Source organism: Bradyrhizobium sp. cf659 (assembly GCF_900113725.1).
In the GTDB taxonomy this organism is placed as follows: Bacteria; Pseudomonadota; Alphaproteobacteria; order Rhizobiales; family Xanthobacteraceae; genus Bradyrhizobium.
Genome location: NZ_FOQJ01000003.1, coordinates 1 through 13082 on the forward strand (window position 1 = coordinate 1; position 13082 = coordinate 13082).

Annotated in this window: 13 protein-coding genes; 7 read left to right on the forward strand and 6 right to left on the reverse strand. The window is 64.5% G+C overall.

Annotation, left to right across the window (positions count from 1 at the left end; translation table 11 throughout):
• Both BM118_RS14105 and sthA read right to left on the reverse strand, forming a co-directional pair.
• Window positions 1–226: DUF4372 domain-containing protein (locus tag BM118_RS14105; protein ID WP_143099468.1), on the reverse strand; the 226-nt coding region annotated here is incomplete at its 3' end.
• Between the two features lie 259 nt (window positions 227–485).
• A complete protein-coding gene (sthA, locus tag BM118_RS14110; protein WP_092186183.1) occupies window positions 486–1877 on the reverse strand; it encodes a Si-specific NAD(P)(+) transhydrogenase in 1392 nt (463 codons plus the stop codon).
• A 158-nt stretch (window positions 1878–2035) separates the two neighbouring features.
• Between sthA and BM118_RS14115 the strand changes: the two genes are divergently transcribed.
• Both BM118_RS14115 and BM118_RS14120 read left to right on the forward strand, forming a co-directional pair.
• Window positions 2036–3448 (forward strand): MFS transporter, encoded by a 1413-nt coding sequence (locus tag BM118_RS14115; RefSeq protein ID WP_092186184.1) that lies wholly within the window; start codon window positions 2036–2038, stop codon window positions 3446–3448.
• 129 nt (window positions 3449–3577) lie between these two features.
• Window positions 3578–4750, forward strand: coding sequence for an extracellular catalytic domain type 1 short-chain-length polyhydroxyalkanoate depolymerase (locus tag BM118_RS14120; protein WP_177234307.1), 1173 nt, complete (start codon window positions 3578–3580; stop codon window positions 4748–4750).
• 198 nt (window positions 4751–4948) lie between these two features.
• Here the strand turns inward: BM118_RS14120 and BM118_RS14125 are convergent, their stop codons facing one another.
• The gene (locus tag BM118_RS14125; protein WP_244550154.1) at window positions 4949–5251 is read right to left on the reverse strand and encodes a hypothetical protein; all 303 of its coding nucleotides are present in this window, start codon (window positions 5249–5251) and stop codon (window positions 4949–4951) included.
• Between the two features lie 194 nt (window positions 5252–5445).
• Between BM118_RS14125 and BM118_RS14130 the strand changes: the two genes are divergently transcribed.
• Window positions 5446–5814, forward strand: a complete 369-nt coding sequence (locus BM118_RS14130) for a winged helix-turn-helix transcriptional regulator (protein ID WP_092186187.1) — start codon at window positions 5446–5448, stop codon at window positions 5812–5814.
• Window positions 5815–5818: 4 nt separating this feature from the next.
• Here the strand turns inward: BM118_RS14130 and BM118_RS14135 are convergent, their stop codons facing one another.
• Entirely contained in the window at window positions 5819–6511 is a 693-nt protein-coding gene (locus BM118_RS14135; RefSeq protein WP_092186188.1) for an MBL fold metallo-hydrolase, read from the reverse strand.
• 172 nt (window positions 6512–6683) lie between these two features.
• Between BM118_RS14135 and BM118_RS14140 the strand changes: the two genes are divergently transcribed.
• Both BM118_RS14140 and BM118_RS14145 read left to right on the forward strand, forming a co-directional pair.
• On the forward strand, window positions 6684–8285 hold the full coding sequence (locus tag BM118_RS14140) for an alpha-amylase family glycosyl hydrolase (protein WP_092186189.1): 1602 nt from the start codon (window positions 6684–6686) through the stop codon (window positions 8283–8285).
• 169 nt (window positions 8286–8454) lie between these two features.
• Window positions 8455–8946, forward strand: coding sequence for an MmcB family DNA repair protein (locus BM118_RS14145; RefSeq protein ID WP_092186190.1), 492 nt, complete (start codon window positions 8455–8457; stop codon window positions 8944–8946).
• 182 nt (window positions 8947–9128) lie between these two features.
• Here BM118_RS14145 and BM118_RS14150 read toward each other — a convergent pair whose 3' ends face one another.
• The gene (locus tag BM118_RS14150; protein WP_177234308.1) at window positions 9129–9683 is read right to left on the reverse strand and encodes an ActR/PrrA/RegA family redox response regulator transcription factor; all 555 of its coding nucleotides are present in this window, start codon (window positions 9681–9683) and stop codon (window positions 9129–9131) included.
• Between the two features lie 103 nt (window positions 9684–9786).
• Complete coding sequence (locus BM118_RS14155; RefSeq protein WP_092186998.1) at window positions 9787–11109, reverse strand: ActS/PrrB/RegB family redox-sensitive histidine kinase; 1323 nt, start codon at window positions 11107–11109, stop codon at window positions 9787–9789.
• Between the two features lie 105 nt (window positions 11110–11214).
• Here BM118_RS14155 and BM118_RS14160 point away from each other — a divergent pair, with 105 nt between their 5' ends.
• Together BM118_RS14160 and BM118_RS14165 are read left to right on the forward strand one after the other, a co-directional pair.
• Window positions 11215–12018, forward strand: a complete 804-nt coding sequence (locus BM118_RS14160) for an ABC transporter ATP-binding protein (RefSeq protein ID WP_092186192.1) — start codon at window positions 11215–11217, stop codon at window positions 12016–12018.
• Between the two features lie 145 nt (window positions 12019–12163).
• Window positions 12164–12982 carry an ABC transporter permease gene (locus tag BM118_RS14165; protein WP_092186193.1) on the forward strand — a complete coding sequence of 273 codons (819 nt, stop codon included), beginning with the start codon at window positions 12164–12166 and terminating at the stop codon, window positions 12980–12982.
• The last annotated feature ends 100 nt before the right edge of the window (window positions 12983–13082 follow it).

Genomic DNA, 13082 nt, shown 5'->3' on the forward strand with positions numbered 1-13082 from the left:
CCGTTCCCAGATGATAGTGGTGCTGAGGGTTGGCGTTGAAGCCCGTCACCACGGCACGCAAACTGGCGTGACCGCTCAGTTGCGCATAGATCAGCGCGACCAAATGATCCCAGCTCTTGAACGACTTGTCGTAGGCATCCCCGTCCACACGATCCACAGCAGCCTGAAATTGCCGCCGATTGATCGGTTCAAGGAGCCTTCCAAAAATGCTATCGCTAAACCGCATGCCCGGTCACCTTCTGAGTCTCGACAACCAGAAAGTACCTGCTTCACGCCGGTTAAACCGGGCATGCTCCGCGACACAGTGAATCATTCCCCGGACAGCCCTGCGTTCTTACGGGGAGAGTGCGGGGTGAGGGGCCTCTCTCCGCAGATGAAATCGTCGTGAGACCTGTACCCCCCCTCACCCCGGATCGCACCGGACGATGCTTCGCATCGCCGAGGCGATCCGACCTCTCCCCGCAAGCGGGGAGAGGTAAGAGAAATCACCTTGTCATCCTGTTCCACGCATCGAGGCCGGCGATCTTGTATGCCTCCGCCAGCGTCGGATAGTTGAACGTGTTCTGGATGAAATAGTCGATGCCGCCTTTGAGGTTGAGCACGGCCTGGCCGATATGGATCAGCTCGGTGGCGCCTTCGCCGAGGATGTGCACGCCGAGCAGGCGGCGCGTCTTGGTGGAGAAGATCATCTTCATCATGCCGCTGTTCAGCCCCATGATGTGGCCGCGCGAGGTCTCGCGGAAGCGGGCGATGCCGACCTCGTAGGGGATGCCGCGCGTGCGCACCTCTTCTTCGGTGAGGCCGGCAGTCGAGATCTCCGGCACCGAATAGATCCCGTAGGGAAAGAACTCCGGCGGTGCCAACGGCTCCATGCCGAGCGCGTGGCAGGCCGCGACGCGGCCCTGCTCCATCGAGGTCGAGGCCAGGCTCGGAAAGCCGATCACGTCGCCGGCCGCGTAGATGTGCGGCACGCTGGTCTGCAAGGTGACAGGGTCGACCGTGATGCGGCCACGATGGTCAACCGCGATGCCGGCGGCCTCGAGGTTGAGGCGGTCGGTGGCGCCGACCCGGCCGGCGGCGAACAGCAGCATTTCCGTGGTGACGTGCCGCCCGTCCGACAAATGCGTGACGATGTTGCCCTGCGCATTCTTCTCGATCGAATTGACCTTGGCGCCGAGCCGCAGCGCGACATTGCGGTCGCGAAGTTCATGCATGAACTCGTCGATCAACTCCTTGTCGATGAAGTCGAGGAAGGTCGGCCGCGGCTCGATCAGGGTCACGGGCACGTCGAGCGTGCTGAAGATGGTGGCATATTCGACGCCGATCACGCCGGCGCCGATCACGGCAAGGCTGCGCGGCAGCTTCGGCAGCTCGATGATCTCGTCGCTGTCGAGCACGGTGGTGCCGTCGAACGGCACGTAGTCGGGCCGGAATGGGCGCGTGCCGCAGGCGATCAGGATAAAGGCGGCCGACACCACCTTGACCTCGCCGATCGCGCTCGTGATCTCGACTTGATGCGGCGCGACGAAGCGCGCCTCGCCATTGGCGGTGCGCACCAGGTTGCGGCTGAACTGATGCTCGAGAACCTCGACCTCGTGATCGAGGGTTTTCTGCAGCCGGGTCATCAGGTCGCTGGCCGCGATGTCCTGCTTCACCCGGTAGGAGCGGCCGTAGAAGCCGCGCTCGCGCCAGCCGGACAAATTGAGCACGGTCTCGCGCAGCGTCTTGGAGGGAATGGTGCCGGTGTGGACGGAGACGCCGCCGACCCGCCGGCCCTTCTCCACCACCAGCACGGCCTTGCCGAGCTTGGCGCATTGCACCGCGGCCCGGCGCCCCGACGGGCCCGAGCCGATCACCACCATGTCGTAGTCGTACATCGGAAGACTTCCGAACCCCGCGGGACCAGCGGGAACCGACATGCAGCAATCGGGCCAAAGCGGCAAGAAGGCGGCAAGTCCTACCTCGGAGGTAATCGCGTGGATGACGCCGATCTGAGAGCATTGCGCGAAATAAATTCCGGAAGGGCCGCGCGCCGATGCATCAAACCGTCACAAAGCAGATCGATTCGTCGCGCCGCTGGTGGGCGCTCGCCATCGTCGTCGCCGCCCAGTTCATGTTCGGCGTCGACGCCTTCGTGGTCAACGTCGCCATTCCGACCATCGCCGTCGATCTGCACGCAACGCCGGCGCAGATCGAATCCGTCATCGCGATCTATCTGATCGCCTATGCCACGCTTGTCGTCACCGGCGGCCGCCTCGGCGACATCCACGGCACGAAGAACGTGTTCCTGGCCGGCGTGCTCGGCTTCACCCTGACCTCGCTGTGGTGCGGGCTGGCGCTGTCAGGCGCGGAGTTGATCATCGCGCGGCTGGCGCAGGGCGCCACCGCCGCGCTGATGGTGCCGCAGGTGCTGGCGACGCTGCATCTGTTGTTCACCGACGGCCAGCGCAACCGCGCCTTTGCCGTCTACGGCATCGTGCTGGGGCTTGCGGGCGCCGCGGGCTTCCTGCTCGGCGGGCTTCTCGTTACGCTCAATCTCGCCGGCACCGGTTGGCGTTCGGTGTTCTTCGTCAACGTGCCCTGTGGCCTCGTCATCGCGGTTGCCGCCTGGCGCATCATGCCGTCGGTGCCGCGCCGGGCCGGTACAAAGCTCGACATCAAGGGCAGTGTGGTGCTGTTCGCAGGGCTGTTGTGCCTGATCGGTCCGCTGCTGTTCGGCCACGATGTCGGCTGGGCGCCGTGGCTGTGGGCGGTGATGGCGATCGGCGGTGTGATCCTTGCGGTGTTCCTGAAGCTCGAGCACGCGGTCGGGCGCGCCGGCGGCATGCCGCTGATCGATCTCACGCTGCTGGCGGATGCGGCGTTCCTGCGCGGTCTCGGCGCCGCGTTCTTTTTCTTCCTTGCCAATCTCTCGTTCTATCTGGTCATGACGCTGTTCATGCAGCGCGGCCTGAAGATCCCGCCGCTCGAAGCCGGCATGGCCTTCGTTCCGCTTGCGCTCGCCTTCGTCGTGGCCTCGCGGCACAGCGGCGCGCGGGCACGCCATCGCGGCACCAAGGTGTTGATCGAGGGATGCGCGCTTCAGATCGCCGGCCTCGCCGCGCTCGCGCTTGTCGCGGTCTATGTCGACGCGCCGGCGCCGATCGCGCTTGCGCTCACCATGATCGTCTTCGGCTACGGTCAGGGCCTGGTGATGGCGCCGTTGTCCGGCGCGGTGCTCTCGAGCGTGAAGCCCGTCGCCGCAGGCTCGGCGTCCGGCATGTACGGCACCATCGCGCAGATCGGAAATGCGGCCGGAGTGGCCGCAATCGGCGCGGTATTCTTCGCGATCGAATCATTGCAATCACCGCGCGCAGGATTTCTCGTCTCGCTCGCGCTGTTTGTGACATTAATCATGATCTGCGCCGCATTTCTGGCGTGGATGCGCCGCGCATCTGCACGAAGTTGAGGCATTGCGGTTAATGCGTGCGGATTCTCCGTGAATTTCTGGTAATTGACAGCACACACGCTTTTCATTTTGCAGTGCAGCAACTATCTGGTTTGGGTGGACGTTGAAAGTCGCCTGCCAGGAGTTGCCGTGTCGCTTGCCAGAAATATCGATCTCTTGAGACGCCTGCCAAAGGTGGATGGTCTGCGCTTTGCCGACTTCGGCCGCAGCGCGGATGCGTCCAGTCCGTTGGCGGAAGTCACGGACTTCGGCGACAATCCCGGCAATCTTCGCATGTTCGCATTCGCGCCGGCGCAGATGCAGATGCCGCGCGCGCTCGTCGTGGTGCTGCATGGCTGCGGACAGACCGCAGCGGCTTATGATCTCGGCGCGGGCTGGTCGACGCTCGCACGGCACTACGGCTTCGCGCTGCTGATGCCCGAGCAGCAGCGCGTCAACAACGGCAACACCTGCTTCAACTGGTTCAATCCGGAAGACACTGCGCGCGACAGCGGCGAGGCGCGCTCGATCCGCGAGATGATCGCGCATATGGTCAAGGCGCACCGCATCGATCCCAGGCGCGTCTTCATCACCGGCCTCTCCGCCGGCGGCGGCATGACGTCGGTGATGCTCGCGACCTATCCGGACGTCTTTGCGGCCGGCGCGGTGATCGCAGGCCTGCCCTATGGCATCGCCTCGAATTTGCGCGAGGCGCTGGACGGCATGTTCCATTCGCCGGCGCGTCCCGCGCGCGAGCTCGGCGATCTCGTGCGCAACGCTTCCGATTATCGCGGCCCCTGGCCGAAGATGTCGGTGTGGCACGGCAGCGCCGACCGCACCGTCAATCCCGGCAATGCCAACGAGATCGTCAAGCAGTGGCTCGATCTGCATGACCTGCCCGACGTGCCGATGGCCGAGACCAATGTCGACGGCTATCCGCGCCAGGCCTGGTGGAACAAGGACGGCGAGACGCTGGTCGAGTCCTACGCCATCACCGACATGGCGCATGGCACGCCGCTCGGCCTTGCCGACAACGACCAGCGCTATGGCGTCGAGGGCGCGTTCCTGATCGAGGCCGGGATCTCCTCGTCCTATCACATCGCAAAGTTCTTCGGCCTGACCGGCTGGATTCCGGACGCGGCGAAGAAGGCGGAGACAAAACCTGCAACGCCGAAGCCGGCGCTGACGCCCGCGCCGCATCTGGCCCGCTCGATCCGCGCCGCGGTCGCCGAACCGGCCGAGCCGAAGCGCGAGGAAGCCCGCGGCTTCGACCTCGGCCAGATCATCACGCGCGCGCTGACCGCCGCGGGGTTGATGAAGTAGCTGTCACCCCGGCGCGTCGTCCCGGACAAGCGCGCCTCAAGCGCGCGCCGATCCGGGAACCATAGCCACAGGGCAAAGTTGGGCGCGAGATCGTAGTTACCTGTCTTCGCCAAACTTAATCCTGGGGTTATGGGTCCCGGCCTTCGCCGGGACGACTGCGGAATTTGTGGCGACGCCGTCGCGTCACTCCTGCAAAGGCTACGCCGTCTGATCGATCCATTCGATCGGCGTCACCGTCACCTCGCCGCCGGCGACCTTTCGCGTCATCTCCTGATAGGCCTTGAAGAAGTCGCGCGATTGCAGCGTCTTTTGCGCGGCATCGTCCGCGGCGCTGGCGAGGTGGAAATAGCTGCCGTCGTCGCGGTTCTTGAGGACACGATAGCCGATCCGTCCCTTGAGTTCCGGATCGCCGTCGATCGCCTTGATGAAACGGCTGATCTCCTGGTGCCAGGCCTCCGTGGTGCCGTTCCTGAATTCGTATCGGATCATGAAGTGCTTCATGTGACGCTCCCTGTTCGTCATGTGCGTCATCATCTGCGCCTTGCGCGCGATCCTGCAAGTATGGACAAAATTGATAGTATGGACTTTTTCGCCGTCGCTCCTATCCTCAGCCAGAGCGTTTTCAAGCGAAGTGGATACCGGTTCGCGTAAAGAAAACGCGTCAAAACAAGAATCCTGCGCATGGAGGAGACGACATGGCAAAGGCAATTCCGGCGCGCACCTGCCCGGTCGCGGCCTTTCAGAAGATGATCAGCGGCAAGTACAAGCTGCGCATCGTCTGGGACCTCAAGGACGGTCCGCGCCGCTATGGCGAGATCAGGAGCGGCCTGTTGCGCGGCACGGAAGGCAGCGCGGAGATCACCCCGCGCGTGCTCAGCCGCGAATTGAAGGCGCTGACGCAAAGCGGCCTGATCGACCGCAAGGATTTCGGCGAGGTGCCGCCGAAGGTCGAGTATCGCCTCACCCGCAAGGGCAAGAGTTTCGTGCCTGTGGTCGCCGCGATCCGCGACTGGGGCGAACGTAACTTGAGCGAACCCGCGGCCCTCGCAGACGCCGCGGAATAAGCGCTCACATCTCGCCGGTGATGAACGGATTGGTCATCCGCTCCTGGCCGATGCTCGAGCCGGCGCCATGGCCGCAGATGAAGCCGACGTCGTCGCCGAGCGGCAGCAGCTTGGTCTTGATCGAATTGATCAGCGTCGCGTGACTGCCGCCCGGCAGGTCGGTGCGGCCGACCGAGCCTGCGAACAGCACGTCGCCGACATGGGCAAAACGTAATTCCTTGTTGAAGAACACCACGCTGCCGGGCGAATGGCCGGGGCAGTGCAGAATGTCGAACTGCAAGCCGCCGATCGACACGGTGTCGCCCTCCTCTAACCAGCGGTCCGGCGCGAAATTGCGCACGCCGGTCATGCCGAAGCGCGCGCCGCTCTCCACCACATTGTCGAGCAGGAATTTGTCGGCGGCATGCGGTCCCTCGATCGGCACCTTCAGCGCGTCGCGCAATTCCGCGGCGCCGCCGACATGGTCGATATGGCCGTGGGTCAGCCAGATCTTCTCCACGGTGACGCCGGTCTGCTTGATCGCGTCCAGGATCTTCGGCACGTCGCCGCCGGGATCGATCACCACGGCCTTCTTGCCGGGCTCGTCCCAGATGATGGTGCAGTTCTGCTCGAACAGCGTCACGGGGACGATGATCGCGCCGGCCTTGGCCTGCGAGGACTCTTGCGAGGATTCTTGGGTGTCATTTTGCTCGGTCATGGCGCCACAATGCCGATTTTTGCCATGCCGCCAAGCAAAAGATTCGTGGCCCGGCCCGGGAACAGCCGCCTCGGCCGTCACACGGCCGTCCCAATTCGCCTGCTGGTTTGAACCGGGGGCGTTGCTTCCGCGTTCTCTCGCGCGAGGCAGATTTTCGGGTGGGTTCTCCGACATGACACAGGGCGACGGGAATTGGTGGCGCGACGGCATCTTCTATCAGGTCTATCCGCGCTCGTTTCAGGACAGCGACGGTGACGGCGTCGGCGATCTCGCCGGCATCTTGCGGCGGCTGCCTTATGTGAAGTCGCTCGGCGTCGACGCGATCTGGCTGTCGCCGATCTTCTCTTCGCCGATGGCCGATTTCGGCTACGACATCTCCGACTATACCGGCATCGATCCGCTGTTCGGCACGATGTCGGATTTCGACGCGCTGCTCACTGCCGCGCACGAGAACGGTCTGAAGCTGATCCTCGACCTCGTGCCCAACCACACCTCCGACCAGCATCCCTGGTTTGTCGAGAGCCGGTCCTCGCGCGACAATCCCAGGCGTGACTGGTACGTCTGGCGCGATCCGGCACCCGATGGCGGCGTGCCGAACAACTGGGTGTCCGAGTTCGGCGGCAGCGCGTGGCAGTTCGACGAGACGACAGGTCAATATTACTACCACGCCTTCCTCGCCCAGCAGCCGGACCTCAACTGGCGCAACCCGGACGTCCGCGCCGCGATCTACGACGTGATGCGGTTCTGGCTGGAGAAGGGCGTCGACGGCTTTCGCGTCGACGTGATCTGGCACCTGATCAAGGACGCCGAATTCCGCGACAATCCGCCGAACCCGCATTATGTCGAGGGCCGGCCGGCGCACGAAAGGATCATGACACAATATTCCACCGATCAGCCGGAGGTGCATGGCGTCATCGCCGAGATGCGGCGCGTCACCGATGCGTATCGCGCCCGCGTGCTGATCGGCGAGATCTATCTGCCGCTGCACCGGCTGATGGCCTATTACGGCAACGACCTCACCGGCGCGCAGATGCCGTTCAACTTCGCGCTGCTCTCGACCTTCTGGAGCGCGCGCTCGATCGAGAACATCATCGACGATTACGAGAGGGCGCTGCCGAAAGGCGCCTGGCCGAACTGGGTGCTCGGCAATCACGACCGTCCGCGCGTGGCAAGCCGCGTCGGGCCGGAGCAGGCCCGCGTCGCCGCCATGCTGCTGCTGACATTGCGCGGCACGCCGACGCTCTATTACGGCGACGAGATCGGCATGCATCAGCTCGCGATCGCGCCCGAGGACATCCGCGATCCCTTCGAGAAGAACGTGCCCGGCATCGGCGTCGGCCGCGACGGCTGTCGCACGCCGATGCAGTGGGATTCCTCGAACTTCGCCGGCTTCTCGGACGTCCGGCCGTGGCTGCCGCTGCCCGAGGATCATATCCACGAGAACGTGGTCAATCTCGAAGCCGACACGCGCTCGATCCTCAGCCTGTACAAGCGGCTCATCGTGCTGCGAAAGAGCAGCCCACCCCTGGTGGCGGGCAGCTATCATCCGATCGCTGCGCAGGGCGATCTCTTGATCTACCGCCGTGAGGCCGAGGGCAGGGCGGTGATCGTGGCGCTCAATCTCGGTCCCGACCCGATCGCCGTCACCACCAGCGCGATCCGCTTCGGCAGCGAGATCCTGCTGTCGACGTTTCTGGATCGCGAGGGCGAGCGGCTGGAGGGCGTGCTGGATTTGCGGGGGAATGAAGGGGTGTTGGTGCAGCCGCCCGCCTAACCGTCGTCCCGGCGCAGGCCGGGACCCATACCGCGTGATCTATCGGTGGATCGCGGTATTCGTACCGCGGATTGGCCCACCACAAGTCTTCGTCAAACGTCTCCCTGTGGGTATGGGTCCCGGCCTGCGCCGGGACGACACTGAGAATGGAATCGGCTAAACTCGCCCCATGGACAGCAGCGCCCGCAACATCGCTCTCGTGCCGCCGCCGGATCGCCGCCAGTCGGAGACGGCGCTGGCGATCGCGCGCGGCACGGCGCGGCTGCTGCGCTCGCTTGGTTTCTCCTGCATCAGCGAATTGCCGCTGCCCTCGGGCCGGCGCGCCGATCTGGTGGCGCTGAACGAGCGCGGCGAGATCTGGATCGTCGAGATCAAGTCGTCGGTGGAAGATTTGCGCGCCGATCAGAAATGGCACGAGTACCGCGCCCATTGCGACCGGCTGTTCTTCGCCTTCACGCAGGACCTGCCGTGCGAGATCTTCCCGCAAGACACCGGCCTGATCATCGCCGACGCCTACGGCGCGCACCTGCATTGCGAGGCGCCCGAGCACAAGATCGCGGCCGCCACGCGCAAGCAGATGACGGTGCGCTTTGCGATGGCGGCGGCGCTGCGGATCAACCGTCTGGTCGATCCGCAGGGACACGCGGATTTCTGGGAGTAGCACGAAAGCGGACACTGCCTCTCCGTCATCCTGAGGTGCGAGCCATGCCGCGCAAAGCGCGGGGTGGGGAGCCTCGAAGGATGAACGGCCGGAACGCAGTGGGGCCGTCGCCCTTCGAGGCTCGCCTTGCTTTGCAAGACGAGCACCTCAGGGTGACGGTGAGAGATAGGTGATTGCCGAACTTACCTTGGCGCGCGCTTGGCCAAAATCCGCTGCAACGTGCGGCGGTGCATGTTCAGCCGCCGCGCCGTTTCCGAGACGTTGCGGTTGCACATCTCGTAGATGCGCTGGATGTGTTCCCAGCGGACGCGGTCGGCGGACATCGGGTTGGTCGGCAGCTCGGATTTCTCTGCGCTGGTCGACAGCAGCGCGGCGACGACGTCGTCGGCATCCGCGGGCTTGGAGAGATAATCGATCGCGCCCATCTTCACCGCTGTCACCGCGGTGGCGATGTTGCCATAGCCGGTCAGCACGATCGCGCGTGCATCCGGGCGCTTCTTCTTCAGCGCCGAGACCACGTCGAGGCCGTTGCCGTCGCCGAGTCGCAAGTCGACCACGGCGAAGGCCGGCGCCGCCTTGCCGATCTGCGCAAGACCGTCCGAGACGGTGTCACACGACGTCACCGCAAACCCGCGGGTCTCCATGGCGCGCGACAGCCGCTCCAGAAACGGCTTGTCGTCCTCCACGATGAGAAGCGAGCGGTCGGTCTGATCGTTCAGTTCGGCGATGGCGTTCAAGGTTTGGTCCTCTCTCCTGCGTGTCCACATATGGCCTCGCAATCGGCCGGCGCCAAGGCCGCCAATAGTCGATCGGGCCGTTTGTGCGACGCAAGGTCGCGCCCTATCCTATTGTTTCTTCAAGCGTCTCGATAGCCTCAAAACGCTGTCGCGGCCACGTGATCTGGACCACCGCTCCGTGTTCCGGGAAGATCCGGTTGGTAAACGAGACCTTGGCGCCGGTACGTTCGAGCAGGGTACGCGCGATGAACACGCCCAATCCGAGCCCGCGCCGTTCGCCGCCGGCGTCATCCTGGGTGCGCCGCCGCGACAGATAGGGCTCGCCGATCCGGTTGAGGATATCCGGCGGAATGCCGGGGCCGTCGTCGGAGATCAGGAGTTCGATCGTGTCATTGTTCCACCACGCGTTCACCTCGACGGTGGTACGGGCGAAATCGACCGCGTTCTCGACGATGTTGCCGACGCCGTAGAGGATCGCCGGGTTGCGCGAGCCGACCGGCTCGGCGAAGGCGGCCACCGCGATCCGCACCTTGATGTCGACGCCGAAATCGCGGTGCGGGGCCACCACCTCCTCGATCAGCTCCGACAGCTTCATGCGGTCGAACGGCGCACCGGTGGAGGAGAGCTGGGTGATCTTGCTGAGGATGTCGCGGCAACGCTGGGTCTGTTCGCGCAGGGTCTTCAGATCGGCGGCAAAGCTCGGGTCCTTCACCGTCTTTTCCAGCTCGCGCGAGATCAGGAAGATCGTCGCAAGCGGCGTGCCGAGCTCGTGCGCGGCCGCGGCAGCGAGGCCGTCGAGCTGGGTCAGATGCTGCTCGCGCGTCAGCACCAGCTCGGTCGCGGCCAGCGCATCGGCAAGCTTGCGCGCCTCCTCGGTCACCTGGAACGAGTAGAGGCTGGTGACCCCGATCGCGAGCACGATCGAGAGCCAGACGCCGACGAGATAGATCGGCGGCAGCACCAGCGGATCGTCGGAATCCCAGGGCAGCGGCAGATGAAAGAAGAACAGCACCGAGGCGCAGGCGACGGCCAGCACGCCGAGCCCGAAGGTGTAGCGGGCCGGCAGCGCGGTCGCCGAGATCAGCACCGGCGCGAGGAACAGGAACGAGAACGGGTTCTGGAGCCCGCCGGTGAAGAACAACAGTCCGGCCAGCTCCACGATGTTCAGCGCAAGCAGTCCGGCCGCCTGCATCGGCTCCAGCCGCTGCAGCGGATTGGAGACGGTCTGGAGCGCCAGATTGAGCGCGGCCGACAGGGCGATGATGCTGACGCAGGGGACGATCTCGACATTGAACTCCAGCCCCTGCGCCACGATGAAGATCGCGGCGAGCTGGCCCAGCACCGCGAGCCAGCGCAGCCGCAGGATGGTGTCCAGGCGGATATGCCGCTGCGCGGGACGAAAGTCGGAAGCGGCGATTTCGGTCATGTCGGCCAATGTGGCGGTGCCTTCTGGTCACAAACGCGCGGCGGGTGGAACCGCCCGGATTACAAGCCTTGCGCTGTCAGCTGCAATAGCAGAAGAACGGCCAGCATGACCGGGAACGATAAAGCTTCAAGTCCGCCGACTGTCGCGGAGCGCAGCTCCTCTGCGGCAATTGCGGTCGATCACCTCGTCAAGGTCTACAAGCAGACCCGCGCCGTCGACGACATCTCGTTTTCGCTGCCGCGCGGCAGCATCACCGGGCTGCTCGGCGGCAACGGCGCCGGCAAGACCACGACCATCGCGATGATCATGGGCCTGGTGCTGCCGACCTCCGGTCGCGTGCAGGTGCTCGGTCATCGGATGCCCGAGGAGAGCGCTTCCGTGCTGGGGCGGATGAATTTCGAGAGCCCCTATGTCGACATGCCGATGCGCCTCACGGTGCGTCAGAACCTCACCATCTTTGGCAAGCTCTATGCGGTGAAGAATCTCGCCGACCGCATCGCCAGGCTCGCCGACGATCTCGACCTCACCGATTTCATCGATCGCGCCAACGGCAAGCTCTCCGCCGGCCAGAAGACCCGCGTCGCGCTGGCGAAGGCGCTGATCAACCAGCCCGAGCTGCTGCTCCTGGACGAGCCGACCGCCTCGCTCGACCCTGACACCGCCGATTGGGTGCGAGGCCATCTGGAGCGCTATCGCAAGGAGAACAACGCCACCGTCCTGCTGGCCTCGCACAACATGCTCGAGGTCGAGCGTCTCTGCGACCGCGTCATCATCATGAAGCGCGGCCGCATCGAGGACGACGACACGCCGGAGGCCATCATGGCCCGCTACAACCGCACCACGCTGGAGGAGGTGTTCCTCGACGTCGCCCGCGGCCGGGTGAACGGAGCTCAGGAGGCGGCGCGATGAGCAAGCCCCCATGTTTCGGCCGTAGCCCGGGTGAGCCAACGGGTCGGCGCGAAGCGCCGCCCGATGACAGGCTCCGCGATACCCGGGAACGCCGCCGGCAAAGTCCCGGATGTCGCTGCGCTCATCCGGGCTACGGGTTGCGCCGATGACCGAGCTTTCCCTTCACCGCGGTATCTCCATGCAGCGCATCGGCGCGATGATCCTGCGCTATTGGTACCTGTTGATGTCGTCCTGGCCGCGGCTGCTCGAGCTGCTCTACTGGCCGGCGCTCCAGGTCATCACCTGGGGCTTTCTCCAGCTCTACATCGCGCAAAACGCCAATTTCTTCGCGCGCGCCGGCGGCACGCTGATCGGCGCCGTCATCCTCTGGGACATCCTGTTCCGGGGACAGCTCGGCTTCTCCATCTCCTTCCTGGAGGAGATGTGGGCGCGCAACCTCGGCAACCTCATGATGAGCCCCTTGAGGCCGATCGAGTTTCTGCTGTCGCTGATGATCATGAGCCTGATCCGGCTCGCGATCGGCGTGATCCCGATGACGCTGCTCGCGCTGTTCCTGTTTCACTTCAACGTCTACAGCCTCGGCCTGCCGCTGATCGCGTTCTTCTGCAATCTGATCTTCACCAGCTGGTCGGTCGGCATCTTCGTCTCGGGGCTCGTGCTGCGAAACGGTCTTGGCGCCGAGAGCATCGTCTGGACCCTGATGTTCGCGATCATGCCGCTCGCCTGCATCTACTATCCCGTCAGCGTGCTGCCGGGCTGGCTGCAAGTCGTCGCCTGGACGCTGCCGCCGACCTATGTGTTCGAGGGGATGCGGGCGCTGCTGATCGAGAACACCTTCCGTACCGACCTGATGCTGGAGGCGCTGGCCATCAATGCGGGCCTCCTGGTTGCATCTTTTGGGGCATTCCTTGCCCTTTTGCGCAGCGCCAGAAAGAACGGCTCGCTGCTCTCGGCCGGCGAATAGTTTCACTTTCCCGTGGATTCAGGCTGATTTAACCGCCTCCGCTACGTAGATGTACGGAACCATGCATTGACGCAATATTACGCATTCGGCAGTATGCTGC

Bases quoted from the DNA above. Each gene is read 5' to 3' on its own strand.
- BM118_RS14165 (WP_092186193.1), top strand. From the start codon at position 12,164: ATGACCGAGCTTTCCCTTCACCGCGGTATCTCCATGCAGCGCATCGGC.
- BM118_RS14160 (WP_092186192.1), top strand. From the start codon at position 11,215: ATGACCGGGAACGATAAAGCTTCAAGTCCGCCGACTGTCGCGGAGCGC.
- BM118_RS14155 (WP_092186998.1), bottom strand. From the start codon at position 11,109: ATGACCGAAATCGCCGCTTCCGACTTTCGTCCCGCGCAGCGGCATATC.
- BM118_RS14145 (WP_092186190.1), top strand. From the start codon at position 8,455: ATGGACAGCAGCGCCCGCAACATCGCTCTCGTGCCGCCGCCGGATCGC.
- BM118_RS14115 (WP_092186184.1), top strand. From the start codon at position 2,036: ATGCATCAAACCGTCACAAAGCAGATCGATTCGTCGCGCCGCTGGTGG.
- sthA (WP_092186183.1), bottom strand. From the start codon at position 1,877: ATGTACGACTACGACATGGTGGTGATCGGCTCGGGCCCGTCGGGGCGC.
- BM118_RS14130 (WP_092186187.1), top strand. From the start codon at position 5,446: ATGGCAAAGGCAATTCCGGCGCGCACCTGCCCGGTCGCGGCCTTTCAG.
- BM118_RS14135 (WP_092186188.1), bottom strand. From the start codon at position 6,511: ATGACCGAGCAAAATGACACCCAAGAATCCTCGCAAGAGTCCTCGCAG.
- BM118_RS14140 (WP_092186189.1), top strand. From the start codon at position 6,684: ATGACACAGGGCGACGGGAATTGGTGGCGCGACGGCATCTTCTATCAG.
- BM118_RS14125 (WP_244550154.1), bottom strand. From the start codon at position 5,251: ATGAAGCACTTCATGATCCGATACGAATTCAGGAACGGCACCACGGAG.